Raw genomic sequence first — 25,258 nt, forward strand, 5'->3', positions numbered from 1 at the left:
GCCCCGAAACCGCCCCGCCGCACGAACCGCGACGCCTCCGCTCAGCGAGCGCGACGCAAGGCGTACGCGCGCAACCCGCGGAAACTCTGCACCTTCGTCGGCCCGATCGACGTCAGCGAGTAACCGGGATGCGAACGCAGCGCGGTCGCGAGCTCCCGGTCCACCAACGCCGAAGCCGGCCGGGCCACCGAGGTGAGCCTGCTGGCGATGTTCACCGTCGAGCCGTACACGTCGCCGAACCTCGCCAGCACCGGCCCCTGGGCCAGCCCGATCCGCAGCGGCGGCAACTTGCCCGCACCGTTGATCCGCTCGTTGAGGGTCAACGCGATCTCCGCCGCGTCCGCCGCCGTGTCGGTCACGAACAGGACCTCGTCGCCGACCGTCTTCACGATGCGGCCGCGGTTCTCCGCGACCACGCCGGTCGCCGTTTCCTCGAACTCGTCGATCAGGCCCGCCAGCTCGACCTCGCTGAAGTCGCGGATCAGACGCGTGTAGCCCACCAGGTCGGCGAAGCCGATCACCTGCACGCGCTCGTCGGCCGCGCTGCCGCGCTCGGTGAGCTCACGCGCGGCGGTCGCCGCGAGGTGCCTGCGCCACACGTAGCCCTGCAACTGCTCCATCACCGGCGCGATCGCCCCGGCGAACTGCGCGGTGACGTCCAGGTCCTCGGCGAACCGGTCGCCGAGCACCGACCGGAAGATCCCGACCTGCCACTCGGCCAGCCGCGACATCGTCTGCGCGAGGGTGCGCGCGACCGCCGTCTCCACCTCGGTGGTGATCACCTCGGCGGAGACGAGCTGCACCAGCGTGCGCACGGCCTGCACGTCCGCATCGGTGAACAGCACCTCGTCGTCCTCGACGTGGGCGAACCCCATCGCCTGCCACAGCCGCTCCGCGCGGGCCAGGTCGACGTCCGCCTTCTCCGCCACCTCCGCCTTGGTATACCGGAACTCGCTGCCCAGCAGCGCCTTTTCGACCTCGGGACCGAGCGGCGACTCCGCTCCGTCCCGAGGCCCGTCCTCATCGCGAGGTCCGGACAACGAGCACATCGCAATCCGCCCGGCGGGAAACCTCGGAAGGCACCGACCCGAGCAATCGGCCTTTGAGCGTGTTCAGACCCCTGCTGCCCACGACGAGCAGGTCCGCGTCCGCCTTGTCGGCCGCCTCCACCAGCGACGTCACCGGGGCGCCCACCAGCGCCACGGTCTCCACCTCGGGCGCACCCGCCTGCCTGGCGTGGTCCGCCGCCTCCAGCAGCGTCTGCTCCGCGGGCGCCGAGCCGATCACCTGGAACGCCTCGCCGCCCAGCTCGTCCTGAGCCTGCTCGACCTCGCGTTCGCTGCTCGGGTAGTAGGCGCACACGATGACCAGTTTGGCCGATGTGTCCGCCGCGACCGCCGCCGCCTTGGACACCGCCCGCAGTGAGGGGGGCGACCCGTCCGTTCCGACAACGACACTGCGGTAACTCGACATCTGCAGATCACCCTCCGTTGCGTGATACACGCTTCGCGCGGACGTGAACACTAACGACCGGGCGGCCGACTCGTCACGCAATTCGGGCAAGGACCGCAGCGGGGCGACGCCGAGTCCCGAATCGTGATCTCAATCGATCATGGTACGGGTCGACAAAGGATCATGGGAAACGTCGTCGCGCCCCACAAACCTCAGGGTTCGCCGCGACACGTACGTTTCGCCGCAACCTACGGACCCTCTAGGAGGATGCGATGGCAGTACCTGGGCTCAGCCCCGGAAAAGGAGTGTTGCGGCGCAAGCCCATCGACTCGATAGCCGAAGACGACGGCGAATCGAGCACCGGGCTGCAACGCACGCTGGGCCTGTGGCAGCTCACCGCGATCGGGGTCGGCGGCATCATCGGCGCCGGGGTCTTCTCGCTAGCGGGGGCGGTCGCGCACGGCAAAGCCGGGCCCGCGGTGCTGATCTCGTTCCTGATCGCGGGCATCGCCAGCGCCGCGGCCGCGTTCTCCTACGCGGAATTCGCCGGAATGATCCCGAAAGCCGGATCCGCCTACACCTACGGCTACGCGGTGCTCGGCGAGATCGTCGGCTGGTTGATCGGCTGGGACCTGCTGCTGGAGTACACCGCGATCGCATCCGTGGTGGCGATCGGCATCTCCGGCTACTTCAACGAACTGCTCGGATTCCTGCACATCGACCTGCCACTGTGGATGGTGGGCGCACCGGGCACCGAGGGCGGGGACGCCCCACCGGGCAGTTACAAGGTCAACCTGTTCGCGATGCTGCTGTGCCTGCTGATCGCGTTCGTGCTCAACCAAGGCATGAAGAGCGCAGCCAAGTTCGAGACCGCGCTGGTCTACCTGAAGGTCGGCGTCGTGCTGCTCGTGGTGATCGTCGGCGCGTTCCACATCAACGCCGGCAACTACACACCGTTCTTCCCGTTCGGCATCGGCGGCGCCGTCACGGGCGCGGCCACCGTGTTCTTCGCCGTGTTCGGCTACGACGCGATGAGCACCGCCGCCGAGGAGTCCAAGGACTCCCAGAAGCACATGCCCAAGGCCATCATGTACTCGCTGATCATTTCGATGGTGCTGTACGTGCTGGCCTGCCTGGTGCTCACCGGCATGATCCCGTACCAGCAGATCAGTGAGGAAAGCGCGTTCGCCACCGCGTTCGCCGACGTCGGCCTGCCCGTGGTGGGCGCGATCATCGCCATCGGAGCGATCCTCGGCATCCTGACCGTGCTGTTCACCTTCATGCTCGGCGCCACCCGCGTCGGCTTCGCCATGTCCCGCGACGGCCTGCTGCCGAAGTGGTTCTCCCGCACGCACCCGGTGCGCAAGGTGCCGTCCCGGTTCACCTGGCTCATCGGCATCGTCTCCGCCGTGTTCGCCGGGCTGCTGCCCATCGAGGAAGCCGCCGAGCTGACCAACATCGGCATCCTGCTCGCGTTCGTCGTCGTGTGCGCCGCGGTGATCGTGCTGCGCTACCGGCGGCCCGACCTGCCGCGCGGTTTCCGCACACCCGGCATGCCGATCGTGCCGATCATCGGCATCGTGTTCTCGCTGTGGCTGGTGACCTTCCTGGCACCGGAGACCTGGCTGCGGTTCGGCCTCTGGTTCGTGATCGGCCTGATCGTGTACGCGGCGTACGGCTACCGCCACTCCCTGATGAACCGGCGGTCCGACGACGCGTCATGAGTCGACGATCACCTGATCAGTCGCGGTGACGGTGCACTGCGTCACAGCGCACGTGGGTACCCGAGATCTAGGGTTGCCGGTGCCGCCGGGTCGGCGGCACCGGTGCGGACCGGCCGAAGAAGCTCTGGCCGGGCCGGTCCTCAACGTCGAGGGGTGTGCGCTGTGACGCGTGTCCGCGAACTGAGCCCGTACGTCGAATTGCACCGCAAGCAGTGGCGGGAGCTCAGCGACTCGCTGCCGCTGCCCCTGTCGCATTCCGAACTGGAGGCCCTGCGCGGCCTCGGCGAACCCGTCGACCTCGACGAGGTCGCCGACGTGTACCTGCCGCTGTCCCGGCTGATCAACCTCCAGGTCGCGGCCCGGCAGCGACTGCACGACAGCACCACCACGTTCCTCGGGGAGACGGCGCCGAAGGTGCCGTTCGTGATCGGCCTCGCGGGCAGCGTCGCAGTCGGCAAGTCGACCACCGCGCGCATCCTGCGGACGCTGCTGGCCCGCTGGCCGGACCATCCCCAGGTCGACCTGGTCACCACCGACGGGTTCCTGCACTCCAAGGCCGAGCTGGTGCGGCGCGGCATCATGCACCGCAAAGGGTTCCCGGAGAGCTACGACCGGCGAGCGTTGCTGCGCTTCGTCACCGAGGTCAAGTCCGGTGCCGACGCGGTGACCGCTCCGGTGTACTCGCACCTGGCCTACGACATCGTGCCCGGCCACGAACAGGTGGTGCGGCAACCGGACATCCTCATCGTCGAAGGCCTCAACGTGCTGCAGCCCGGCGCGGGCCTCGCCGTCTCGGACCTGTTCGACTTCTCGATCTACGTGGACGCGCACACCGAGAACATCGAACGCTGGTACACGGATCGCTTCCTGGCGCTGCGCGGCACCGCCTTCGCCGACCCCGATTCGCACTTCCACCACTTCGCGAACCTCTCCGACGAAGACGCCCGCGCCGAAGCGCACCACCTGTGGCACACCATCAACCGGCCGAACCTGGTGGACAACATCCTGCCCACCCGCCCCCGCGCCACCCTGGTCCTGCGCAAAGACTCAGACCACACCATCAACAGAGTCCGCCTCCGTAAACTTTGAGCTGGTGGCTGGGCTCTTTTTGCTTGGGTGGTCGGGTGGCGGAACCTCAGCTGTCTTCTCGCTGCGGGATCTTTTTCCCAAGTGGCTCCGCCACGAGGGAAAAAGTTGTCCTCGCGAGAAGACAGCTGAGAACCCGCCGGTGGTCATCTTGCTTGCGTGGGCTATGTGCTTCGCACATACAGGCACGGCCTTCGGCCGCAAGGCAGGCGGGGCTTCGCCGCCCTTCGCGGACTTCGCCGCCCAACGGCACGGCTTCGCCGCAAGGCAGGCGGGGCTTCGCCCGCCCTTCGCGGACTTCGCCGCCCAACGGCACGGCTTCGCCGCAAGGCAGGCGGGGCTTCGCCCGCCCTTCGCGGACTTCGCCGCCCAACGGCACGGCCTTCGGCCGCGAGGCAGGCGGGGCTTTGTTCGGCGTTCGCGGACTTCGTCGTTGACTGCGCGGCTTCGCTGTAAGGCGGGCGGGGTCAGCGGTGGCGGTCTGTTCTGCGGCGCAGGAGCAGGTGGAGGTGGGCCGTTAGGCGTTCGGCCGGATCGGTGAGGTCCAGGCCGGTGATCTCGGCGGCTCTGCGGGTGCGATGGCGCAGGGTGTTCGGGTGCACGTGCAGGGCGGAGCTCGCGGCTCGTACGTCGCCGAAATGCTCCAGGTACGCCAGCACCGACCGGGCCAGCGAGCCGGAATGCTCCGCGTCGTGCTCGAACAGCGCGTTCAGCCGCGGATCGCGGAACCGCTCGTTGCCGCCGAGCACGGTGAGCAGCTCGCTGAGCACCACGCGGGACCGCACGTCGGCGATGGTGGCGATCCCCGTGTCCAGGTCGTGCGCCATCGCGTCCAGCACGCGGTCCGCCTCCGCGCGCGACTGCGGCACCTCGTCCAGCCCCGCCACCACCGACCCCACCCCGGCCTGCGCGGTCGCCCGCAGGTGCAGGCCTGCGGCTGCCACGATCTCCTTGGTCATGCCGAGCACCCCGGGCATCGCCCTCGAGGGCAGATCCGGCAGCAGCACGTACACCCGCGAATTCAACGTCGTCACCAGGGCGCTGCGCCGGTAGGCCGCGGCGTGCACCGAAATCAGCCCGGTCATCTCGGTGCGCTCCAGCTCCAGCTCCGGCCGGTCCGACACACCGGCGCGTCCGCGCAAGGTGAACGCCACGACCACCGCAGGTCGGGACGTGTCGGCTCCGATGTCGCCGGCCACGCCGACCGCGTCGACCTTGCCGTCGAGCAGCCCGATCAACAGGTTCTCCCGCAGGGGTGGCGCGGCGCTGGCCTCCGCGCGCTGCCGGATCAGCTGCACCGCGGCCACCCGGGCCGCGCCGAGCAACGCCCGCCGCGAACGCTCCTCGAGCGGTTTCGCCCCTTCCTGCACCCAGATCGTGCCCAGCGGCTGTGAACCCGCGTGGATGCCGACCGCCATCCGCCGCCGAATGCCGAGGTCGGGGCGTTCGTCCACCCGCACGACCTCCTCACCGGAGCGCAACCGCTCGTACACGCCCCACTCGCGCAGCATCGCCAGGTAGGGCTCAGGTCCGCGGCGGCCGAGGATGGACAGCCTGCGCAGCTCGTCCACGTCGTCGTCGGAGCGGGAGTACGCGAGCACCCTGCTGGCGGTGTCCTCGATGCTCACGATGCCGTCGGTCATCGCCGCGACCGTCTGGGCCAGCGAGAACAGGTCCCCGAGCGACTCCCCCGCATCGGCCTCGACGGTCAACCGCGCGTTGTCCACGACCGAGCGCACCAGCGACTCCAACTGCTCCCAACGCACCTCCGGCCACACCCCGAACAGCGCGATCCCCGCGTCGAGCGCGGCGTCCCGCAACGCTCGCGCGTCCTGCTCGGTCTGCGTCTTCACCGCCACCGCCGCGGCACCGTCGCGGCCCGCGGCCCGGACCTGGCGCAGCGCGGAACGACCGCGCACTCCGATCACCAGCACCAGATCGCCGGGGGTCGTCGTGGAGTCCTCCTCCGGCTCCACGATCACCACGTCACGCACGTCGACGTCCAGGCCTGCGGGCGCGGCGAGCAGGTCGATCAGCGGCTCTCCGACGGCGACCAGCAGCTGCCGCAACGGCGCTCCCGCGGTCGCAGCCGACCCACGAGGATCCTTGTTCAACCGGACAACACGCTCCCTCCAAAGATGGCTGATCGTACAGCCGCACATCGCCGTCCCGCTCCTAGTGTTCTGGGTAACCAGGTGCCCCCATCGACGAGCAAGGAGGCGACAAGGCCATGGATGCCATCACCACCGTTCCGGCCCCGAGCAACGAACCGGTCAAGTCCTACGCTCCCGGCTCGGCGGAGCGGGAATCGCTGCACAAGCGCATCGCCGAGCTCGAATCCGAACGCCTCGACCTCACCTCCACCATCAACGGCGTGCAGCGCATGGCGGGCGGCGACCGCTTCGACGTGGTGCAGCCGCACAAGCACGCGCACGTGCTGGGCACCTCCGCGCAAGCCACCCGCGAAGACGTGGCCGACGCGGTGCGGGCCGCGAAGCAGGCCGCACCGGAGTGGGCGGCGACCTCCTTCGACGAACGCGCCGCCGTGCTGCTGCGGGCCGCGGACCTGCTGGCCGGGCCGTGGCGGGACACCATCAACGGCGCCACCGTGCTCGGGCAGTCCAAGTCGGTGCAGCAGGCCGAGATCGACGCGGCCTGCGAGTTCATCGACTTCCTGCGGTTCAACGTGCACTACGCGCGGCGCATCCTGGCCGAGCAGCCGAGTTCCGTCGCGGGCGAGTGGAACCGGATGGAGTACCGGCCGCTGGACGGCTTCGTCACCGCGATCACCCCGTTCAACTTCACCGCCATCGCCGGGAACCTGCCCACCGCTCCGGCGCTGATGGGCAACACGGTCGTGTGGAAGCCGACTCCGTCGCAGCAGCTCGCGGCGCACTACACGATGCGCATGCTGGAGGCCGCCGGGCTGCCTCCCGGCGTGATCAACCTGGTCACCGGCGACGGCCAGGCGGTCAGCGAGGTCGCGCTGGGCGACGCGGACTTCGCCGGGCTGCACTTCACCGGGTCCACGGCCACGTTCAAGAAGTTGTGGCGCACCGTCTCCGACAACCTCGACTCCTACCGCAGCTACCCGCGCATCGTCGGTGAGACCGGCGGCAAGGACTTCATCGTCGTGCACCCTTCGGCCGATCCGGCGCCGCTGGCGACGGCGTTCGCGCGGGGCGCGTTCGAGTACCAGGGGCAGAAGTGCTCGGCCGCCTCCCGGGCCTACGTGCCGCGGTCGATCTGGGAGTCGGGACTGCGCGAGGAGCTCGCGGATCTCACCCGGTCGATCAGCTTCGGCGACGTCACCGACTTCGCGCACTTCGGCGGCGCGGTGATCGACGCCCGCGCGTTCGCCAAGCACAAGGCGGCGCTGCAGCGGGCGCGCGACACCGCCTCGGTGGAGGTCCTCGCGGGCGGCGAGTGCGACGACTCCGTCGGCTACTTCGTGCAGCCCACGGTGCTGGTCTGCTCGGACCCGGCCGACGAGGTGTTCAGCACCGAGTACTTCGGGCCGATCATCGCGGTGCACGTCTACGACGACGCGCGGTACTCGGAAATCCTGGACGTGGTCGACTCCTCCAGCCAGTACGCGCTGACCGGCGCGGTGTTCTCGACCGACCGGTCCGCGATCGAGCTGGCGCACCGGAAGTTGCGGCACGCGGCGGGGAACTTCTACGTCAACGACAAGCCCACCGGTTCGATCGTGTCGCGCCAGCCCTTCGGCGGCAGCCGGGCCTCCGGCACCAACGACAAGGCGGGCTCGATGTTCAACATCCAGCGGTGGACCAGCCCGCGCGCGATCAAGGAGACCTTCGTCGCGCCGACGCACCTCGGCTACCCGCACATGGACTGATCCGTTCCCAACGCTTTCGAGGAGATCCGATGCTGCGCTCGGCATTGCTGGCGGCGGCGGGTTCGGCGAACGTGCGCCGGCTCGTGGAGGCCAATCCGCTGACGGGTCCGGTCGTGAACCGCTACGTCGCCGGGACGACCGCGCAGGACGCGGTCGAGGTGACCCGCGCCCTCTCGGCGCGTGGACTGCACGTGAGCCTGGACCACCTGGGCGAGGACACCCGTGATTCCGGGCAGGCGACGGACACCGTGAACGCGTACCGGGCGGTCCTCGGCTCGCTCAGCGACGAGGGGTCGGCGGAGCGGGCCGAGGTGTCGGTGAAGTTGTCCGCGGTGGGGCAGTTCCTGCCCGAGGACGGCGAGAAGATCGCGCTGGAGAACGCTCGGCTGATCTGCGAGGCCGCGGCCGCGGCGGGCACCACGGTCACTCTCGACATGGAGGACCACACCACCACGGATTCCACTTTGGACATCCTGCGGAACCTGCGGGTGGACTTCCCGTCGACGGGTGCGGTGTTGCAGGCGTACTTGCGGCGCACCGAGCAGGACTGCCGAGAGCTGGCCACCGCGGGCTCGCGGGTGCGGCTGTGCAAGGGCGCCTACGCCGAGCCCGCGTCGGTGGCGTTCCAGGAACGAGCCGAAGTGGACCGGTCCTACGTGCGGTGCCTGCGAATCCTGATGCAGGGCGCGGGTTATCCGATGGTGGCGACGCACGATCCGCGGATGGTGGCGATCGCGACCGACCTGGCCGCTCGCGCCCGGCGGGAGCCGGAGAGCTTCGAGTTCCAGATGCTCTACGGGATCCGCCCCGCCGAGCAGGTGCGGCTGGCCGCCGACGGCCACCGCCTGCGGGTGTACGTGGCCTACGGCGACGAGTGGTACGGCTACTTCATGCGGCGGCTGGCCGAGCGTCCCGCGAACCTGGCCTTCTTCGCCCGTTCGCTGCTCGGGCGGAGCTGACCGAGGCACTACCGGCACAGGGCCGGCTGGGCGATCGCCCGGCCGGCCTTGCTGCGTTTCCGCCCTCTTCGCGCCCATTCGGTCGAACCATGTGTCGCCACAGCCGAGACCATACGGTCCAATATAAGCATTTTCAGACACATTCGACACCATCTGTGTCCGCCGACCCATAAACGATCACCAATTGGCCACCATTCCATCCTAATCGGAAATCTAAACATGCCTACATTCCTTGTCGCGATTCCATAATCGCAATGACAGTCGCAACTCGAGCGCAATCCATAGAAATGCGACATGCCCAAATGGGCGAGCGCATTCAAGTACACCGCTAGTCCGATTGTGCCGGGTTACCACACCGACCCCGAACCTCCGAGGCACGGCCGGATGCCGCCACTGAGGCGAACGGCAGACACCCGGCTCGGCGTTGGGCCGACGACCCCGTCGTACCGTCCGCCACTCCTGCGAGTGAGCAACATCTCGGCAACCACGGGGGCGCCCGGCGGCCGCGCCACGGCGTGCTGACCACCGCGTGGGCGCCACGCTCGGCATTGAGACCCCGGGGGTCGTTACGACCTGGTATCGCGGTCTGCCAAACGGGTGATCATTTTCAGGCCGCCGGGCACGCCGAACAGCCCCCCGCCCTGCCGCCGCTTGCCGCACGCCTCAGAAAACCGGCTGCATAACGGCTCGCCGGTACGGTGCGTGACGATTTACTGATCAACTACTCCCGCATGTCTTACCACCTCGGCGATGATTTTGGAATCTCCAAAAGGTGAACACCCCCGGGTAACCTGACTCGCAAGTAATTCTTATCCCCACGATCGGAGGCGCTGTGGGCGCGGCCGGTGCAACACTCGGCGAGTACACCAAAAAACAATTATCGAATCTGTGCGGTTCGGTCGGAATCGCGGATTCAATCCCACTCGCCATATTGTCGAAACTACTCGGCAAATCAGAATCGAGACCACTGTCCCTGGTTCCGTCCTGGCCGTCGGAGGTCGCCGACGACCACACGCCGGTCGAATTCTCCTTAGCCGTCGACAACAGCGGACGGCGCCGCATCCGCATGCTCGGCGAGACGCCGCCGGACGGCGAGTCCGATCTGGACCCCGGTGCCGCGATCACCCTGCTCGAAGAGCTCGCGGAGACCTACGCACTGCCGCTGAACAAGTTCAACGCCATCCGGGACCTGTTCCTCCCGGCGAACCCGTCCGGCCTGTTCACCCTGTGGTTCTCGTTCATCTTCTCCCCCGACGGCCCACCGGCGATCAAGGTGTACTTGAATCCGCTGGTGAGGGGCGAGGGAAGCGCGGGAGAGCTCGTCGCCGAAAGCCTCGACAGACTCGGACTCACCGGCGCCTACGACACGATCCGGGAGAACGCGCTGCTGCGCGGCGAGCTCGACCAGTTCACGTTCTTCGCCCTGGACATCTCCGGGAGCCCGCAAGCCCGCGTGAAGGTGTACCTGAGCCACCACGAAGCGGCCGCGGAGACACCGGCGCGGGCCGCCAAGGCCGTGCCGGACGTCGACCCGCAGCAAGTGATCGACTTCTGCTGGGACACCGGCGGCGACACGGCTTGCTTCGAGGGCAGACCGCTGATCTCCAGCTACGCGTTCTCCGGCGACGACACCGCGATCCCCAGCAACTACAGCATCTACGTCCCCATTCGCGGCTACGTGCCGCACGACGGGGTCGCGCAGGACCGGGTGTGGCGGGCGCTGCGGCGGCGCGGGATGGACACCGGGATCTTCGAACGAGCGCTGTCCGCGGTCGCCGCGCGCCCGCTGTCCGACGGTGCCGGACTGCTCGCCCACACCTCGCTGCGGATCGGCGGCTCCCACTCGGGAGTGACGCAGTACCTCTCCGCTGAGGCATACCAGCAACCGTCGTATCCGCCGCGGTGACCTCCGCGCCTCTCCCCCGCACTTCACGTCCGAGCCCTACCCCCCTGGGGCTCGGCCCTCGCTTGAGGAGCAACCATGCTGGACTTCCCGACCACCCTGGCCGCGGTCGTCAAACCGGTTCCCGCGCTCTCCCGCGATGATCGGGAACGCGAGATCGAACGGGCCGGGTACAACCCGTTCAAGATCGACGGCCGCACCGTGAGCATCGATTTCCTCTCCGACTCCGGCACCGGCGCGCTGTCCACCGCGCAGCGGGCCGCCGCCGAACGGGCCGATGAAAGCTACGCCTGCTCGGCGAGCTGGTACAGATTCGAGGAATCGGTACGCGATCTCGTTCCGTACCAACACATCTTCCCCGTGCACCAGGGCCGCGCGGCCGAACGCGTCCTGTTCTCCTCGCTGCTCTCGCCCGGTCAGATCAGCATCAGCAACACCCACTTCGACACCACTCGCGCCAACGTCGAGATCGCCGGTGGCCGGGCGCTGGACCTGCCCTGCACCGCTTCGTCCGATTTGGACTCCGACCTCCCGTTCAAGGGCGACATCGACCTTGGCGCGCTGGAGCGGACGCTGGCCGGACCGGAGGGCTCGAAGGTCGCCATCGTGCTGATGACGATCACGAACAACGGGCTGGGCGGACAGCCGGTCTCGATCGCGAACATGACGGCGGCCGCCGAGATCGCCCGTCGCCACGGCGTGCCGTTCTGGCTGGACGGGGCGCGTTTCGCGGAGAACGCGTGGCTGGTCACCCGCCGGGAACCCGGCTACTCGAGCTGGGATCCGCGCGACGTGGCACGCCACCAGTTCGCGCTGGCCGACGGCTGCGTGATCAGCCTGAAGAAGGACGGCCTCGGCCACGCCGGCGGTCTGCTGGCCATGCGCGACGACGCGTTGGCCCAGCGGTGCAAGGCGCTGGTGATCGCGGGCGAAGGATTCGTCACCTACGGCGGCATTTCCGGGCGAGACCTGGAGGTCGTGGCGCAGGGCCTGCGCGAGGTGACCGACCCGCAGCACCTGGCGGGCCGGGAGAGCTCCGCGGCGCTGCTCGCGGAACTGGCCCACCAAGCCGGAGTGAGCACGGTGCGCCCATCCGGGATGCACGCGATCTACCTGAACGCGGGCAGGTTGCTCGCGCACCTGACGCCTGCCGAGTTCCCCGGTCACGCGTTGGCCTGCGAGCTCTACCGGCGCGGCGGAATCCGGGCCGCCGAGCTCGGCTCGCTCTACCTCGGTGAGCTCGACGACGGTCTCCGGCTGCGCGAACCGGCGCCGTTCGAGCTGGTGCGGCTGGCGATCCCGCGGCGGTCCTACGACGAGACGCACCTGCGGTTCGTCGGATCCGTGCTGGACGACATCGCGAAGGAACCGGAACAGGTACCGGGTTACCGCCTCACCTCGGCTCCCCCACTCCTACGCCACTTCGACTGCCGGTTGACTTCGTTGTCCTGACGGGGGCGGCCTGCGTTGGTGTCCGGGTGGCGGAACCTCAGTGGCCCTCTCGCTGCGGGATCTTCTTCCCGAGTGGCTCCGACCACGAGGGAAAGGCCGTCCTCGCGAGAAGGCCACTGAGAACCCGGTGGTCGTTTTTTCGACGTGGGCTATGTGCTTCGCACATACGGGCACGGCCTTCGGCCGTTAGATTCGGCTTCGCCGTTGGCAGGACGAGCACTTCTGAGAAAAAGAAGGGGGGTGGGCCGCTTGGCCCACCCCCTCTTCTTCCCGCCCGTCAGTTGTTCGCTGCGGCCAGGTCTCGCTGGTGCAGGGCGTGCTTCACCAGGGTGACCAGCACCTTCTTGCTGGAGTCCCGGTCCCGTGCGTCGCAGAACAGGATGGGGGTCTCCGGGTTCATCGCCGCGGCGCCGCGCACTTCGTCCTCGGTGTAGCTGAACTGCGTGTCCTCGAAGCAGTTCATCGCGACGACGAACGGAATCTTGCGCCGCTCGAAGAAGTCGATGGACGGGAAGCCCATCGCGAGCCGACGGGTGTCCAGCAACACCACCGCGCCGATGGCGCCGGTGGACAGCTCCGTCCACAGTGAACCGAACCGGGCCTGCCCCGGCGTGCCGAACAGGTACAGCACGATCTCCTTCGAGATCGTGATGCGCCCGAAGTCCAGCGCCACCGTGGTGGTCCGCTTCATCTCCATACCGGTGAGGTCGTCGACGCCGACGCTCGCCTCGGTCATTTCCTCTTCGGTGCTCAGCGGCGTGATCTCGCTGACCGAGCCGATGAAGGTCGTCTTGCCCACGGCGAACCCGCCCGCGACGACCAGCTTCACCGAATCGGGCATCACGGGTGGTGCGCCGTCAGAGCCTGTTGAGTCCGGCAAGCACTGCCTCCAAAATGTCTCGATCGCGCGGTTGCACCATGCGGGAACGCGCAAGTGATCCGTGTTCGAGCAGGTCGGAACAGAGCACCCGGATGACGCCCAGCGGCAGGCTCAGCGATGCGGACAGTTCCGCGATCGACTGCGGAGCTCCGCACCGCTGCAGGATGGCCTCGTGCTCGGGTGTCTCCGCGGCCCCGTGGCCGGCGTCGGCCAAGGTCGCGACGACCTGGGTGGCCCGGTCAAGGCTGAGCGCCGCGTCCGGGGTGCGGCCGCCGGTCAGCGCGTACGAGCGCACCATCCGGCCGGCATCGTCGTCGTACCACGCGTCGTTGTCGGGCGCGGTCAATGCTTGTCCGCACCGACCGGGTTGCGCGCGCCCTTGCCGAGCCGCTCACCCACGTTCTTGATCAGCCGCCGCATCTCGTATTGCAGCTGCTCGGCGTCGACGGTGCGACCCGCGACGACCAGCACCGAGTTGCGCGGGTCCACGGCCAGCACGTACATCGACTGGGTCTCGGTGGCGAGCAGGTTCATGTCGATGTCCCCGCCCTCCAGCTCGTGGCTGAGCGCCTTGCTGGTGGCGCGCAGCGTGCCGCAGGCGGCCGAGATCTTGTCGGCCCGGTCCTGGTCGAGGTTCTTCGAGAACGCGGCGGGCAGACCATCATGGGTGAGCACCAGGGCGTGCAACGTGTCCGGCACGTTGTCCAGCATCTGGTCGAGAAGCCAAGCCAGGTCCAGCTCCGGCTTCCGGGAGTTCATCACGTCGTTCACGCTTTCCTCACTGCATGTCGTCGTCGGAATTGGGCTTGTCGCCTGCGTCGTCGCGCGACTTCCTGTCGGCGTTGAAGAAAGTCATCAATCCCGGTGCGAACTCAGGCTTGCTCTGCCGATCTGTCGGCTCGTCCTCACCGAAACCGGCCGGAAGATCGGCGTAGGGAACCCGCTGCGGGAGCGGAGGTCGGTCCATGTGCTCACCTTCCGTGCTCGCGCGCGGTGCCTCGGGCTTCGGCTCCTCCTGCACGACCGGCTCGGCCACGACGGTGCCGCTCGCCGCGGACGGCACCCTGGTGGGCAGCGGCTGCGCGGGTGCGCTCGCCGACGCCACCGGGACGTCGCCGCTCCACGAGTCGCGGCGTTCCTCATCGTCTTCGGTGACCAGGTGCACCTGCGGGATGAAGATCTCGGCCCGCACGCCCTGGTAGATCGAGGTGCCGAACTCGACGACCCACTCGTTGCGCTCCGCCAGCTGGGCCACGGTGAACAGGCCGAGCTGCTCGCCTCGGTCACCGAGCCGCACCAGCGAGGCGAACCCGGGCGGATTCTTCATCGTCTCGTTGGCGCCGTTGCGCGCATCCGGGGTCATGCCGACACCGCGGTCGGAGATCTGCACGACGAGTCCGCTGCCCACGGACACGGCCTCCACGTGCACATCGGTGCCGGGCGGCGAGAACGAGGCGGCGTTGGCGAACAGCTCGGCGAACATGCGCAGCATGTCGCCGATCACCTGCGGGGTCACGCCGACGCTGGGCACGTGGCCCAGCCGCAACCGGTCGTGGTGCTTGGTCTCGGCGGCGGAGGCGCGCAGGATCTCGGTGAGGTCGCGCGGCCTGCTCCAGCGGCGGCCGGGTGCGGCGCCGCAGAGCACGAGCTGGTTCTCCACGACGTGCCGGGCCTGGGTGACCGACTCGTCCAGCGCGAACAGGGCACCGAGCCGGTCCGGGTCCTCCTCGTTCTGCAGCAGCGCGTCGAGTCGCTGCGGCAGCGGCCCGAGCGCGGACTGCACGCGGCGCGTCTGTCCGATGTAGAAGGTGAGGGCGCCCTGCTGGGTGTCGGCCTCGTTGATCGCCGCCTGCAGCGCTTCCTGCTGGAAGGCGCGGAACGCGTCGGCGACCTGACCGATCTCGTCGGAGCCGTAGCCCTGCAGCGCGTTGGACTCGACCTCGACCCGGTCACCGGATCGCACCCTGCGCATCATCGACGGCAGGGTCTTCTCGGCGAGTTCGCGGGCCTCGGCGCTGAGTCGCTGCAGACGGGGCAGCAGCGAGCCGTCGATGACCGAGCGGTACCGGCGACGCGTCCAGAAGAAGAAGCCCAGCGCGAACAGACCGGCCGCGATCGCACCGGCGACGGCGGTGGTGATGGCGTTGTCGCCGTTGTCCACGGCCTCGGTGGAGACCTGATCGGCCTGGTCCCGGGTGAGCGCGGTGAGTTCGCCGCCGACGGCGTCGGTGAGGCGCCGCCACTCCTCCAGCGACACTCCGGTCTCCGCCGGGTCCGACCATTCGCCCTGCTGCAGCAGCTTGTTCTCCGCGACGACCAGCTGCGCCCACTCCGGGGAGGACACCAGCCGCTCGTAGCGCGCGCGCACCGCGGGCTTCAGGTAGGAGACGTTCTTCTCCAGCTCGGTGTGGTACGACCCGTTGAGCTGGATCAGCTGGAGGTGCTGGTCCGCGGGGAGCCGACCGGTGGTGAGCGCCGTGGAGATCAGCGCCGACTCCCGCGACATCAAGTCGGTGGAGCGGAACAGCGCGGTCGCGGCGATACCGCCCTGCGAGGCGTCGGTGTCCGGCACGATGCGGGACTGGACGTCGAACAGTTCGGTCGCGATCGTGAAGACGTTGTTGTAGTAGTCGGTGAGCTCGGGGGACGAGACCTGCCCGGCGGCCAGCCGGGAACGGATCTGCGGCAGCTTTCCGAGTTCGGTGGTCAGCTGCTCGACGGGAACGGCGATCGCGGCGGGCGCCGAGCTCAGCGCCGACTCGATCGTCCGGTTCATGTCGCCGACCGCGGCGTCGGTCCGGGCCTGCTGCTGTTGCAGCGCGGTCTGGTCGCCGCCGCCGGCGGCGAGCAGCTCCTGGCTCAGCTGGCGTTCGGTCTGCACCGCGTCGAGCGCGGTGACGGCGGGCAGCGATACCTGCCGTACACCGGACGCGATCAGCCGGGTGTAGACACCGTCGGTGATGAACGACGCACACCAGACGAGCCACAGCACCAGCACGACGATCCAGGGGATCGTGACCGCCAGCGTCAGGCTGGATCGGATGGATCTTTCCGACGTGCTCTGAGGTTCACCAGGTGGCTTGGTGACGTTGTCGGGATCTGTTGTGCTCACAGCGCTCCACGTTGTCGGTCATCTGACGTGGTGTGTTGAGGAGGCATGCGTGTCCCTGCGGGCGCGGCCTGAGGCGCCGGACTCGTCCCACCGGCTGAAATCAGGCAGGAGGTCTCGCCGTTAGATGGCCTGAACAGGCGTCTTCCCGGGGACACGGCTCCTTCCGCACACCGTCGTCTTCCGCTCGTGCCGAGCATGAGCGGAAGTGCAATTCCCCCCTGCGCGAGGCACTTTATCGGAAGATGATCAGTGCGTCGGCGATCGGCCCCAGAGTGGTTCGCCGCGTCCACGACGACGCACGTCACGGAGTGTTTTCACTTGTGAGCACAGCGAAAACAACGTGACCGAGGCAACGTGCGCGACAGCTGCGGGAACGTGGACCCGGGACCACCGGAACCAGCGAGACCACGCTGCGACCATCCGTGACCGACAAGCACGGATGGTCGCGCGCCGAAAAGCTCGGCAAATGACCGCCGAATGCGGGCACAGATCCTCGGCCACCTGCGCGGTTCGATTTCTACGTTCCGGTCAACGGAATCCGACCCGATTTTTCGGGCGCTCGATCACCGGGCCGCGGGGCGGTCCGCCGGGGCGTGCGGCCACCTGGCGAGCGGCTGCGGATCGGCGGTTCGGGCCGCCGTCGCGAGGCATCCGTCCGGCCGCACCAGCGGCAGCCCCGGCCACGCCGCGAGATCGCGGACGGTCGCTGAATCGGTTCCGCGCAGCGCGGGCCGTTCGGCTGCGATCTCCACGTGGCGCACGGTGAGCACCCCCGCGCCACGGCCCGGAACCGATCGCTCAGCACGGCCGAATGGGCGACCGGGCCGCAGAGCGCGAGCGTGAACCGGGCCGGGTCGAACATGTCGTGCGGCCGCTCGGTCTCCGTCCGGTCGCACCAACGGAGACCGGGATCACCTCGGACCATCCGCGGCGCTGCGCGGGACTGCTCGGCGTCTTCCTCATCGGGCTCGCCACCGACCGCTACGTACCGGCCGACCCCGCCGTCGCGGATCTGGGCCACGACGAGCTCATCGCTCGGGCCGCACCGGTCGTCCGCCGAGATCCTGACCGGGCCGTGCCCAGGCGTACCCGCAGAATGAGCTGCGCAGGTGCCGGGGACGGAACCTCAACCGGTTCCGCCCCGACAAGGCACAGGAAAGATCATGCCCCTCGGGCGCCGCGTCGTAGCGGCAGCACCTGCCACCAGGTGATGCAGCGCCATGCCCACTCCAGCGGCCCCTGGCGGAAATGCGCGAGCCACAGCCTGCTCCACAGCACCTGTACCGCGAGAATTCCCAACGCCAGCAACAACATCGCCCCGTAGGCGTTGGATTCGTGCAGGCCGATCAAGTGCCCCAGCGGGATCACCAGCAAAGTGGCGGTGATGTAGTTCGTCAGCGCCATCCGGCCGATCGGCTCCAGCACTCCGCCCAGCCCCCGGCGCAGCGGAGTCCGCAACAACAGGAGCAGCCCGGTGATGTAGGTGACGGCCAAGCAGAATCCGGCGACGCCGGAACTCGTGCTGAACCCGGCATTCAACGGATCCTGGTCCTGGATGATCAGCGCGGGGACCGCGCCGGCCAGCGACATCGCGAACACCGCCGCGATCGCCCATCCGAGCCGGGGCAGCATCCGCGGCACGTCGAACTGGGCGAGCGCGAATCCGAACACGAGCAAGCCCGGGATGTTCGCCACTCCTCCGCCGAAGTACGCCAGGCTGCCTCCGATCAGGCCGGCGCCGACCACCAGGTTCACCCAGCGATTCGCCCAGCTCAGCGGTAGCAGGAAGGCCAGCCCGACCATTGCGTACGGGGCCAACGCCTCACCGGGGTGCAGGATCTGGTGCAGCAGCCCGAGCCCCAGCAATGCCAGCAATCGGCGAGTCAGCAGCAGCCGGGGGCGCGCGGAGCGGTTCCAGGCGCTCGCGAGGAAAAGCCCGAACCCCACGCCGAACAGCAGCGAGAAGATGGGGAAGAAGCGCTGCTGGACGAACAGGTCCAGGAAGTGCGGGATCGGCAGCTTCTCCAGGTCCATCCGTAACAGCGGCGGGATGTTGACGAAAAGAATTCCGCACAGCGCCATGCCGCGTACGGCGTCGAGTTCACCGATCCGCGGTTTCGCCCGTCCATCAGCGTCCGGTGGTGTGCTGTCGAATCGGACTGTCGCGGCATTGAACATGGAGTTCGCTTTCGTGGAGATGAGCTGACCACCGGACGCATTCCCGGCTCTCACTCATCTTCAACCGGCCGGGCACTCCGGAGGATCGGTCATCCGGTCACGCTCCCCGGCCGTTCAGCCGAATTGGCTCAGTCCTGTTCGGACTTCGGCGGCCGCCCGCGCTTGGCAGGCCCACCGGCATCCGGCGGAAGCCGGCCGGCATCGGCGAGCGCCCGCCGCAGCACGAACTCGATCTGCGCGTTGGTGCTGCGCAACTCGTCCTGCGCCCACCGCGCCAGCGCATCGTGGATCGCCGGATCCAGCCGAAGGAGAAAACCCTTCCGCGCGCCCATATCCCGCCCCAGTAATCGTTCCAGTACGAGCCACACCATGATCTTGCCAACGCCGACGGCAAACCCGATCTCACGACGACGAAGCCCGCAAAGGGCTGAGAAGCAAGCCTGCCTTACGACCGAAAGGCCGCGCCTTCCGGCGAAGCCGACTCCTTACGGCGAAGCCGACTCCTTGCGGCCGAAGGCCGTGCCTGGATGCGCGTCAGCGCATAGCCCACGTCACAAAGCCGACAACCGGCGGGTTCTCAGTTGGTCTCTCGCGAGGACAGCTTTTTCCCTCGTGGCGGAGCCACTTGGGAAAAAGATCCCGCAGCGAGAGACCAACTGAGGTTCCGCCACCCGACCACCAAAGCAGAACGAGCCGCACAACCTCAGTGATACAACGAACCGGTATTGACGACCGGTTGGGTGTCGCCGCAGAGGACGACTAACAGGTTGCTGACCATCGCCGCCTTGCGTTCCTCGTCGAGTTCGACGACTTCCCGTTCGGACAGCCGCTGCAGCGCGAGGTCGACCATGCCGACGGCACCTTCGACGATCCGCTGCCGCGCGGCCACCACGGCACCGGCCTGCTGCCGCTGCAGCATGGCTTGGGCGATCTCGGGGGCGTAGGCGAGGTGGGTCAGCCTGGATTCGATCACGTCGACGCCTGCCGCTTCGACGCGTGCCGTGATCTCGGCGGAGAGCTTGCCGGTGATCTCGTCGGCGTTCTCCCGCAGTGAGAACGGGTGCTCGTCATCGCTGTCGTAGGGGTAGCTGGTGGCGATGTGGCGCACCGCGGTCTCGGTCTGGGTTTCCACGAATTCCACGAAGCTGTCCACCGCGAACGAGGCTTGCGCGGTGTCGGCGACCTGCCAGACGACGACGGCGGCGATCTCGATCGGGCTGCCGCCGGAGTCGTTGACCTTCATGACGGCGGTCTCGTGGTTGCGGATCCGGGTGGAGACCTTCGTCTTGGAGCTGAACGGGTTCACCCAGTGCAGTCCTGTTGGGCGCACGGTTCCGGTGTAGCGGCCGAGGAATTGCAGCACTCGGGCTTCACCGGGTGCGACGGCGACGAGCCCGCCGGAGAGCAGCAGTCCGGCGACCACCAGCACGCCCCCGACGATGATCGGCACGGCGATCTCCCCGGCGAGTCCGATCGTGAGCACCACTCCCCCGCCGATGACGAGCAGCAGCGCGAGCCCTGCCATCGGCATTCCCGACAGCCGGAAGCTCTCCCGTTCCTCGACCGGCGATTCCGGCATCCGGATCTTTTCGCGTTCCCGCGTGTCCACTTGAGCGGTCATGGCGCCCCCTGCGCGTAGTGATCGTTCAACTTTCACAACAGTATCATGGTGATATCACTTTTCTTCCGGGGCGGTCACCGAGCAGTCCAGGTCAGCTGGCGGCCGGCCGAGCAACGGCACGGAATATGATCGGGCCGACCAACAGCCGCCATCGGGGCGGCGCGGCGACACCGGCGGGGTGGTGACGGTGAGCGAACGAACGACACGGACCGATCGGGCCGAGGCGACCAGGGAACGAATCCTCAGCACGGCCGAGCGCCTGTTCGCCGAACACGGCCTGTTCGCGGTCTCCAACAGGCAGGTGAGCGAAGCCGCAGGCCAGGGCAACAACGCCGCCGTGGGCTACCACTTCGGCACCAAAACCGACCTGGTGCGGGCGATCGTGCGCAAGCACACCGAGGAGATCGAACGGCTCCGGCTGGGCCTGGTCGAGCAGACCAACGGCTCCACCGACGTCCGGGACTGGGTCGCGTGCTTCGTCCACCCCTTCACCCGGCACCTCGCCGACCTCGGCACGCCGACCTGGTTCGCCCGGTTCGCCGCGCAGCTCATGACCGATCCCGGTTTCCGCCCGATCATGGTCGAGGAGGCGCTGACCTCATCGACGCTGCACGAGGCGCTCGCCGGCATGGACCGCTGCCTGCCGGAGCTGCCCACCGACGTGCGCGCCGAGCGCTACGACATGGTGCGGCAGCTCATCATGCACATGTGCGCCGAACGCGAACGCGCACTCGCCGAGGAGACGCCCACTCCCCGCGCCGACTGGCACGCGGCGTCCTGCGGCCTGATCGACGCCATCACCGGCATGTGGCTCGCGCCCGTCACCCCGCCCGCGGAAGATCCCGGTGCTAACTGAAGACATCGCAGGATGATCCGCGCAACGGTCCCGGGCACCTGCGCAGTTCGTCCTGAAAGGACCCCTAAGCCGGGTCCGGGAACTGGCTTTTGGCTCCCTCGAACAACATCGTGCACGCCTGCAGCAGCTCGGCGGGCCGTTCGGGGGCTCCTTTGAGCAGCCAGTCGACCAGCAGGTAGTTGACCCCGCCGACGAGCGCCATCGCCGTCATCCGGTGCAGCGCGGCGGGCTTGCCCGCTCCCAGCCACATCTCGGCGACCAGGTCCGCGAACCCGGTCAGCGCCGCGTGCCGCCGGACTTCCAGTTCCGGCGATACCCCGACGACCTCGATCAGCACGATCTTCGCGCGCCGTTCGTCGGCGGTGAGGAAGTCGATGAACGCGCCCAGTCCGCGGTCGACGAGCTCGGACCGGTCCGCCGCGGCGATCGCCTCCAGGGTCGCGGCGCGCAGACCGTCGATGAGCTTCTCGTACACGGCGACGAGCGCGGCCTCCCGATCGCGGAAGGATTCGTAGAAGTACCGCTGGGTCAGTCCGGCTCGGACGCACACCTGCTTGACCGATGTCGCGCGATAGCCCTGGGTGCCGAAGAGGTCTTCGGCGGCCTCCAGCAGGACGGTTCGTCGCTGCCGCGCGCGCTCCGCGGGGTCCAGGCCCGCGTATCGACGTCCGCCGACGTTGTCCCGTCCCAATCCCGCCCCTTCCAACGCCGATCGGTCTCGGTTAGCCTACCCGCAATCTGACACGAAGGCGTGTCAGAACGAGTTCCAGGGGAGGAACCGTGCAGCGGACACCGGCCGGGCTGGTCATCGCCGTCACGGGCGCCGCCAGAGGAATCGGGCGCGAGATCGCCCGCGAACTGGCCGCGGCGGGCGCCCGCGTCGCCGTCGGCGACCGCGACCTGGAAGCCGCCGTCGACACCGCGCGACAACTGCCCGGTGATGTCGCCGCGTTCGCAGTCGACGTCACCGACACCGCCTCGTTCACCGCGTTCCTGGAGGCCGTCGAGGAACGCTGGGCGCCCATCGACGTGCTGGTCAACAACGCGGGCGTGATGTGGGTCGGGCCGTTCGACGAGGAACCGGACAGCGCCGCGCGGCGCCAAGTGGACGTCAACCTGCTCGGCGTCATCCGCGGCGTGCGGCTCGCCGCGCCCGCCATGCGCGCCCGCGGTCGCGGCCAGATCGTCACCGTCGCCTCCGGAGCCGCGAAGCTCGCGCCCGCGGGAGAAGCCACGTACGCGGCCACCAAGCACGCCGTGTACGGCTACCTCAACGCCGTGCGCACCGAACTGCACGGCAGCGGCGTCCAGCTCTCGGTGGTGCTGCCCGGTGTGGTGGAGACCGAACTCGCCGCCGGAACCGCCACCGGGCCGGTGCGCAGGCTCGCCCCCGCCGAGGTCGCGCAAGCCGTGCTCGCCGTCATCCGGCGACCGCGCTTCGAAATCACCCTGCCCCGCCGCTTGAACTTCGGCGCGCGGATGGCGGCGCTACTGCCCGACCCGGCCCGTTTCCTCTTGCTGCGCGCCGTGGTGCCGAACCAGGTCCTGGCCGACAAGAACGCCCGACGCACCTACGAGAACCGTGCCGTGAGCGGCACAGAGGGGGCCTCCGAACAATGACAGCGAACGTGGACGCGCACCTGGTCCGCCCGATCCCCGAATTCGAGGGCGTGCACGACATCTGGCCGCGCGGCAAGCGCCTGGACGCGGTACGCGAGGCGGCCCGGTCCTACCGCGAACGATTCATCGAACAGGGCACGATCAAAGGGATCCGCAGCATCGACATCGCGGCGGCGCCCTACCCCTCCCGATACGCTTTCCAGGGCTACAACCTCTCGGTCAATCCGGTCATCTCGATCATCAACCGGATGTTCGTGATCCAGTTCGAGGGCTTCGACGGCGAACTCAAGACGCTCGTGTGGGAACCGACCGTCGCGGCAGGCTCCGCCGAAGCGCCGTTCTACGGCAAGCTCCAGAGGATGGCGGGCGATTTCCTGTCCGACAAGGTCTTCGCCAAGTACTACAACGACCCGGACACCGTGCTGCCCGGCCTCGGCCTGAGCAACGACGACGTCGACTACGTCAGCTTCGACCACCTGCACGTCCAGGACGTCCGGATGATCATGGGCAGCGACCGGGTCATCCCCGGCGAGCGGACACCGCGCGAACCGCTGTTCCCCAACGGCAAACTCCTCGTGCACCGCAAGGAACTCGGCACCTTCGAGTCACCGCACCCGATGCAGTGGGCCTGGTACGTCGACGGCGGCATGGACGGAGTTCCCGCCGAGCGGCTCGAAGTCTTCGACGGCGACGTCGAACTCGGCATCGGTGTCAGTCTGCTGTGGACGCCCGGACACACCGATGGCAACCACTCCCTGTTCGTGAACACCCCCGACGGCGTGTGGGTCTCCTCCGAGAACGGCATGGCCGCAGACAGCTGGCAGCCCGAACTGTCCAAGATCCCCGGCGTGAAGCAGCAGGCGCGGTTCTTCAACCGGGAAGTGGTGCTCAACGCCAACACCCTCGAAGACTCGCTCGACCAGTACGACTCGATGGTCAAGGAGAAGACCATGGCGTCGCGCTCGCCGAAGGACTCCCGGTGGCTGCAGATCATCCCGTCCTCGGAATGCGCCCCTTGGAAGCGGCAATGGCCGGTGGTCCCGACCCACACCCACGGCGGCCTCGATTACGGGATCATCCGCCGGTCAGGGCCTTCGGAGGTGGCCGGGTAGCGGAGCCTCGGTTGCTTCCTCGCCACGGGATCATCTTCCCGAGTGGCTCCACCACGGAAGTGCTGTCCTCGCGAGGAAGCAGCCGGTGGTCACCTTCTTGACGTGAGCAGTGCGCGTACGCGCGTCCAAGCGCGGCTTCCCGCAGAGCAGGCTTGCTGCGCAGCCCTTCGCGAACTGCGCAGCGGACGTCGTGCAAGTCGTTCGGCGCGGCGTCGTCAGGCTCCGAGCGTGGTTTCGAAGCCGGGTGGGATGACCACGTCGGTGCGGTCGAGTTCGTGGATCGAGGAGCGCCCCAGGCCGAGCAGAGCGGAGTCGATACCGCCGCGCAGGATGTCGAGGACGTTCTCCACGCCGGGCTGACCGTTCGCGGCCAGGCCCCACAGGTAGGCGCGGCCGATCATGACCGCCTTCGCGCCGAGCGCGAGCGCCTTGACGACGTCGCTGCCCCGGCGCACGCCGCCGTCGAGCAGCACCTCCACCTGCCCGCCGACCGCGTCCGCGATGGCGGGCAGCACCCGGATGCTCGCCGGGGTGCCGTCCAGGTTGTTGCCGCCGTGGTTGGACACCGAGATCGCCGTGACCCCGGCGTCGACGGCGCGCTTGGCGTCGTCGACCCGGCACACGCCCTTGAGCATGAACGGGCCGTCCCACTGCTCGCGCATCCACGCGATGTCGTCCCAGCTCGGCGGCGGTGTCTGCATCCACTGCCCGTAGGCACCGAAGAACGTCGGCCCCTGCTCGCCACGTCCGTCCACATTGGGCACACGCAGGTCCGGGATCGTGCGCTGCTTCGCGAACGCCGCCAGCCAGCGCGGATGCCGCAACGCTTCCGGGGCGTAACACAGCATCGTGGCTAGGCTCATGCTCTCCGGGATCGACGGACTGCCCCAGTCCCGGCCGTGCGAGAACGACCAGTCCGTGGTCGCGATCATTCCGACCGCACCGGCCTCCTTCGCCCGCTGCATCCGCCGGACCACGGCGTCCCGTCCGCCCACCCAATAGGTCTGGAAGAACGTCTGCGGATTCGCCGCCACCACGTCCTCGATCGATTTGCTCGCGAAGCCGCTCAGCCCCATGGCCGTCCCGCGCGCTGCGGCCGCGCGGGCCACGGCCACCTCACCGTCCGGGTGCACCGCCTGCACGCCGGTCGGCGAGATGACCACCGGCAGCGAGATCGGCTGCCCCAGCACGGTCGTGGCCAGGTCCCGTTCCGGCGACAGTCCCGCGACGTGCGGGGCGAATCCCAGCTCACCGAACGCCGCCTGGTTGTCGGCGAGCGTCGCGCCCTTCTCCGAGCCCGCGATCAACGCACCGTAGACCGACCACGGCAAGCGCTTACGAGCCCTGCGCTGTGCTTCGGCGACGCTCTCGAACCAACCGTTGCTCATCGCGGATCGCCCCTTGCGTGGCTGGGTGTGACGGCAGCCACGAGATTAATGGCATC

22 protein-coding genes and 1 pseudogene are annotated in these 25,258 nt (G+C 68.5%); 10 read left to right on the forward strand and 13 right to left on the reverse strand.

Annotated elements, in window-relative coordinates; translation table 11 throughout:
• Positions 1 to 41 precede the first annotated feature (41 nt).
• Together H2Q94_RS21430 and H2Q94_RS21435 are read right to left on the reverse strand one after the other, a co-directional pair.
• On the reverse strand, positions 42 to 1,040 hold the full coding sequence (locus H2Q94_RS21430; RefSeq protein ID WP_243788985.1) for an adenylate/guanylate cyclase domain-containing protein: 999 nt from the start codon (positions 1,038 to 1,040) through the stop codon (positions 42 to 44).
• The gene (locus H2Q94_RS21435) at positions 1,021 to 1,473 is read right to left on the reverse strand and encodes a universal stress protein (protein WP_243788986.1); all 453 of its coding nucleotides are present in this window, start codon (positions 1,471 to 1,473) and stop codon (positions 1,021 to 1,023) included. Before H2Q94_RS21435 ends, H2Q94_RS21430 begins: the two co-directional genes overlap by 20 nt.
• 251 nt (positions 1,474 to 1,724) lie before the next feature.
• On the opposite strand from H2Q94_RS21435, the gene H2Q94_RS21440 reads away from it, so the two are divergent.
• Together H2Q94_RS21440 and coaA are read left to right on the forward strand one after the other, a co-directional pair.
• A complete protein-coding gene (locus tag H2Q94_RS21440) occupies positions 1,725 to 3,176 on the forward strand; it encodes an amino acid permease (protein ID WP_243788987.1) in 1,452 nt (483 codons plus the stop codon).
• Between the two features lie 162 nt (positions 3,177 to 3,338).
• Positions 3,339 to 4,265 (forward strand): type I pantothenate kinase, encoded by a 927-nt coding sequence (gene coaA, locus H2Q94_RS21445; RefSeq protein ID WP_243788988.1) that lies wholly within the window; start codon positions 3,339 to 3,341, stop codon positions 4,263 to 4,265.
• A gap of 464 nt (positions 4,266 to 4,729) precedes the next feature.
• Here coaA and H2Q94_RS21450 read toward each other — a convergent pair whose 3' ends face one another.
• On the reverse strand, positions 4,730 to 6,331 hold the full coding sequence (locus tag H2Q94_RS21450; protein ID WP_309501054.1) for a PucR family transcriptional regulator: 1,602 nt from the start codon (positions 6,329 to 6,331) through the stop codon (positions 4,730 to 4,732).
• Positions 6,332 to 6,492: 161 nt separating this feature from the next.
• Between H2Q94_RS21450 and pruA the strand changes: the two genes are divergently transcribed.
• From pruA to H2Q94_RS21470, 4 genes are all read left to right on the forward strand, one after another.
• A complete protein-coding gene (pruA, locus tag H2Q94_RS21455) occupies positions 6,493 to 8,121 on the forward strand; it encodes an L-glutamate gamma-semialdehyde dehydrogenase (RefSeq protein WP_243788990.1) in 1,629 nt (542 codons plus the stop codon).
• 29 nt (positions 8,122 to 8,150) lie between these two features.
• Positions 8,151 to 9,080: a proline dehydrogenase family protein gene (locus H2Q94_RS21460; protein WP_243788991.1), complete on the forward strand. Its 930-nt coding sequence runs from the start codon at positions 8,151 to 8,153 to the stop codon at positions 9,078 to 9,080.
• A 931-nt stretch (positions 9,081 to 10,011) separates the two neighbouring features.
• A complete protein-coding gene (locus tag H2Q94_RS21465) occupies positions 10,012 to 10,986 on the forward strand; it encodes a tryptophan dimethylallyltransferase family protein (RefSeq protein WP_243788992.1) in 975 nt (324 codons plus the stop codon).
• A 75-nt stretch (positions 10,987 to 11,061) separates the two neighbouring features.
• Entirely contained in the window at positions 11,062 to 12,435 is a 1,374-nt protein-coding gene (locus tag H2Q94_RS21470; RefSeq protein WP_243788993.1) for a tryptophanase, read from the forward strand.
• A gap of 277 nt (positions 12,436 to 12,712) precedes the next feature.
• Here the strand turns inward: H2Q94_RS21470 and H2Q94_RS21475 are convergent, their stop codons facing one another.
• The 5 genes from H2Q94_RS21475 to H2Q94_RS21495 all read right to left on the reverse strand — a co-directional run bounded on the left by H2Q94_RS21475 (position 12,713) and on the right by H2Q94_RS21495 (position 17,179).
• Positions 12,713 to 13,276: a GTP-binding protein gene (locus H2Q94_RS21475; RefSeq protein ID WP_243788994.1), complete on the reverse strand. Its 564-nt coding sequence runs from the start codon at positions 13,274 to 13,276 to the stop codon at positions 12,713 to 12,715.
• 16 nt (positions 13,277 to 13,292) lie between these two features.
• Positions 13,293 to 13,661, reverse strand: coding sequence for a DUF742 domain-containing protein (locus H2Q94_RS21480; RefSeq protein WP_243788995.1), 369 nt, complete (start codon positions 13,659 to 13,661; stop codon positions 13,293 to 13,295).
• On the reverse strand, positions 13,658 to 14,086 hold the full coding sequence (locus tag H2Q94_RS21485; RefSeq protein ID WP_243788996.1) for a roadblock/LC7 domain-containing protein: 429 nt from the start codon (positions 14,084 to 14,086) through the stop codon (positions 13,658 to 13,660). Before H2Q94_RS21485 ends, H2Q94_RS21480 begins: the two co-directional genes overlap by 4 nt.
• Before the next feature lie 7 nt (positions 14,087 to 14,093).
• Positions 14,094 to 16,427, reverse strand: coding sequence for a nitrate- and nitrite sensing domain-containing protein (locus H2Q94_RS21490; protein ID WP_243788997.1), 2,334 nt, complete (start codon positions 16,425 to 16,427; stop codon positions 14,094 to 14,096).
• Positions 16,428 to 16,990: 563 nt separating this feature from the next.
• Positions 16,991 to 17,179, reverse strand: a complete 189-nt coding sequence (locus tag H2Q94_RS21495) for a hypothetical protein (RefSeq protein WP_243788998.1) — start codon at positions 17,177 to 17,179, stop codon at positions 16,991 to 16,993.
• 59 nt (positions 17,180 to 17,238) lie between these two features.
• On the opposite strand from H2Q94_RS21495, the pseudogene H2Q94_RS31025 reads away from it, so the two are divergent.
• Positions 17,239 to 17,475 (forward strand): annotated as a pseudogene (locus tag H2Q94_RS31025) (TetR/AcrR family transcriptional regulator); the annotation flags it as partial.
• A 113-nt stretch (positions 17,476 to 17,588) separates the two neighbouring features.
• Here H2Q94_RS31025 and H2Q94_RS21500 read toward each other — a convergent pair.
• The 3 genes from H2Q94_RS21500 to H2Q94_RS21510 all read right to left on the reverse strand — a co-directional run bounded on the left by H2Q94_RS21500 (position 17,589) and on the right by H2Q94_RS21510 (position 20,226).
• Positions 17,589 to 18,605 (reverse strand): DUF418 domain-containing protein, encoded by a 1,017-nt coding sequence (locus H2Q94_RS21500; RefSeq protein ID WP_243788999.1) that lies wholly within the window; start codon positions 18,603 to 18,605, stop codon positions 17,589 to 17,591.
• Positions 18,606 to 18,733: 128 nt separating this feature from the next.
• Positions 18,734 to 18,937, reverse strand: a complete 204-nt coding sequence (locus H2Q94_RS21505; protein ID WP_243795836.1) for a type II toxin-antitoxin system antitoxin — start codon at positions 18,935 to 18,937, stop codon at positions 18,734 to 18,736.
• 371 nt (positions 18,938 to 19,308) lie between these two features.
• Positions 19,309 to 20,226: an SPFH domain-containing protein gene (locus tag H2Q94_RS21510; RefSeq protein ID WP_243789000.1), complete on the reverse strand. Its 918-nt coding sequence runs from the start codon at positions 20,224 to 20,226 to the stop codon at positions 19,309 to 19,311.
• A gap of 187 nt (positions 20,227 to 20,413) precedes the next feature.
• Between H2Q94_RS21510 and H2Q94_RS21515 the strand changes: the two genes are divergently transcribed.
• Positions 20,414 to 21,082 carry a TetR/AcrR family transcriptional regulator gene (locus tag H2Q94_RS21515; protein ID WP_243789001.1) on the forward strand — a complete coding sequence of 223 codons (669 nt, stop codon included), beginning with the start codon at positions 20,414 to 20,416 and terminating at the stop codon, positions 21,080 to 21,082.
• Positions 21,083 to 21,146: 64 nt separating this feature from the next.
• Here H2Q94_RS21515 and H2Q94_RS21520 read toward each other — a convergent pair whose 3' ends face one another.
• Positions 21,147 to 21,773 carry a TetR/AcrR family transcriptional regulator gene (locus tag H2Q94_RS21520; protein WP_243789002.1) on the reverse strand — a complete coding sequence of 209 codons (627 nt, stop codon included), beginning with the start codon at positions 21,771 to 21,773 and terminating at the stop codon, positions 21,147 to 21,149.
• A gap of 89 nt (positions 21,774 to 21,862) precedes the next feature.
• Here H2Q94_RS21520 and H2Q94_RS21525 point away from each other — a divergent pair, with 89 nt between their 5' ends.
• Together H2Q94_RS21525 and H2Q94_RS21530 are read left to right on the forward strand one after the other, a co-directional pair.
• Positions 21,863 to 22,702, forward strand: a complete 840-nt coding sequence (locus H2Q94_RS21525; protein WP_243789003.1) for an SDR family oxidoreductase — start codon at positions 21,863 to 21,865, stop codon at positions 22,700 to 22,702.
• Positions 22,699 to 23,814 (forward strand): MBL fold metallo-hydrolase, encoded by a 1,116-nt coding sequence (locus H2Q94_RS21530; protein ID WP_243789004.1) that lies wholly within the window; start codon positions 22,699 to 22,701, stop codon positions 23,812 to 23,814. The genes H2Q94_RS21525 and H2Q94_RS21530 overlap by 4 nt, the downstream gene beginning before the upstream one ends.
• Before the next feature lie 215 nt (positions 23,815 to 24,029).
• Here H2Q94_RS21530 and mftD read toward each other — a convergent pair whose 3' ends face one another.
• Positions 24,030 to 25,202 (reverse strand): pre-mycofactocin synthase MftD, encoded by a 1,173-nt coding sequence (gene mftD, locus H2Q94_RS21535; RefSeq protein ID WP_243789005.1) that lies wholly within the window; start codon positions 25,200 to 25,202, stop codon positions 24,030 to 24,032.
• Positions 25,203 to 25,258 lie beyond the last annotated feature (56 nt).

It is taken from the genome of Saccharopolyspora gloriosae (assembly GCF_022828475.1).
Lineage (GTDB): Bacteria > Actinomycetota > Actinomycetes > Mycobacteriales > Pseudonocardiaceae > Saccharopolyspora_C > Saccharopolyspora_C gloriosae_A.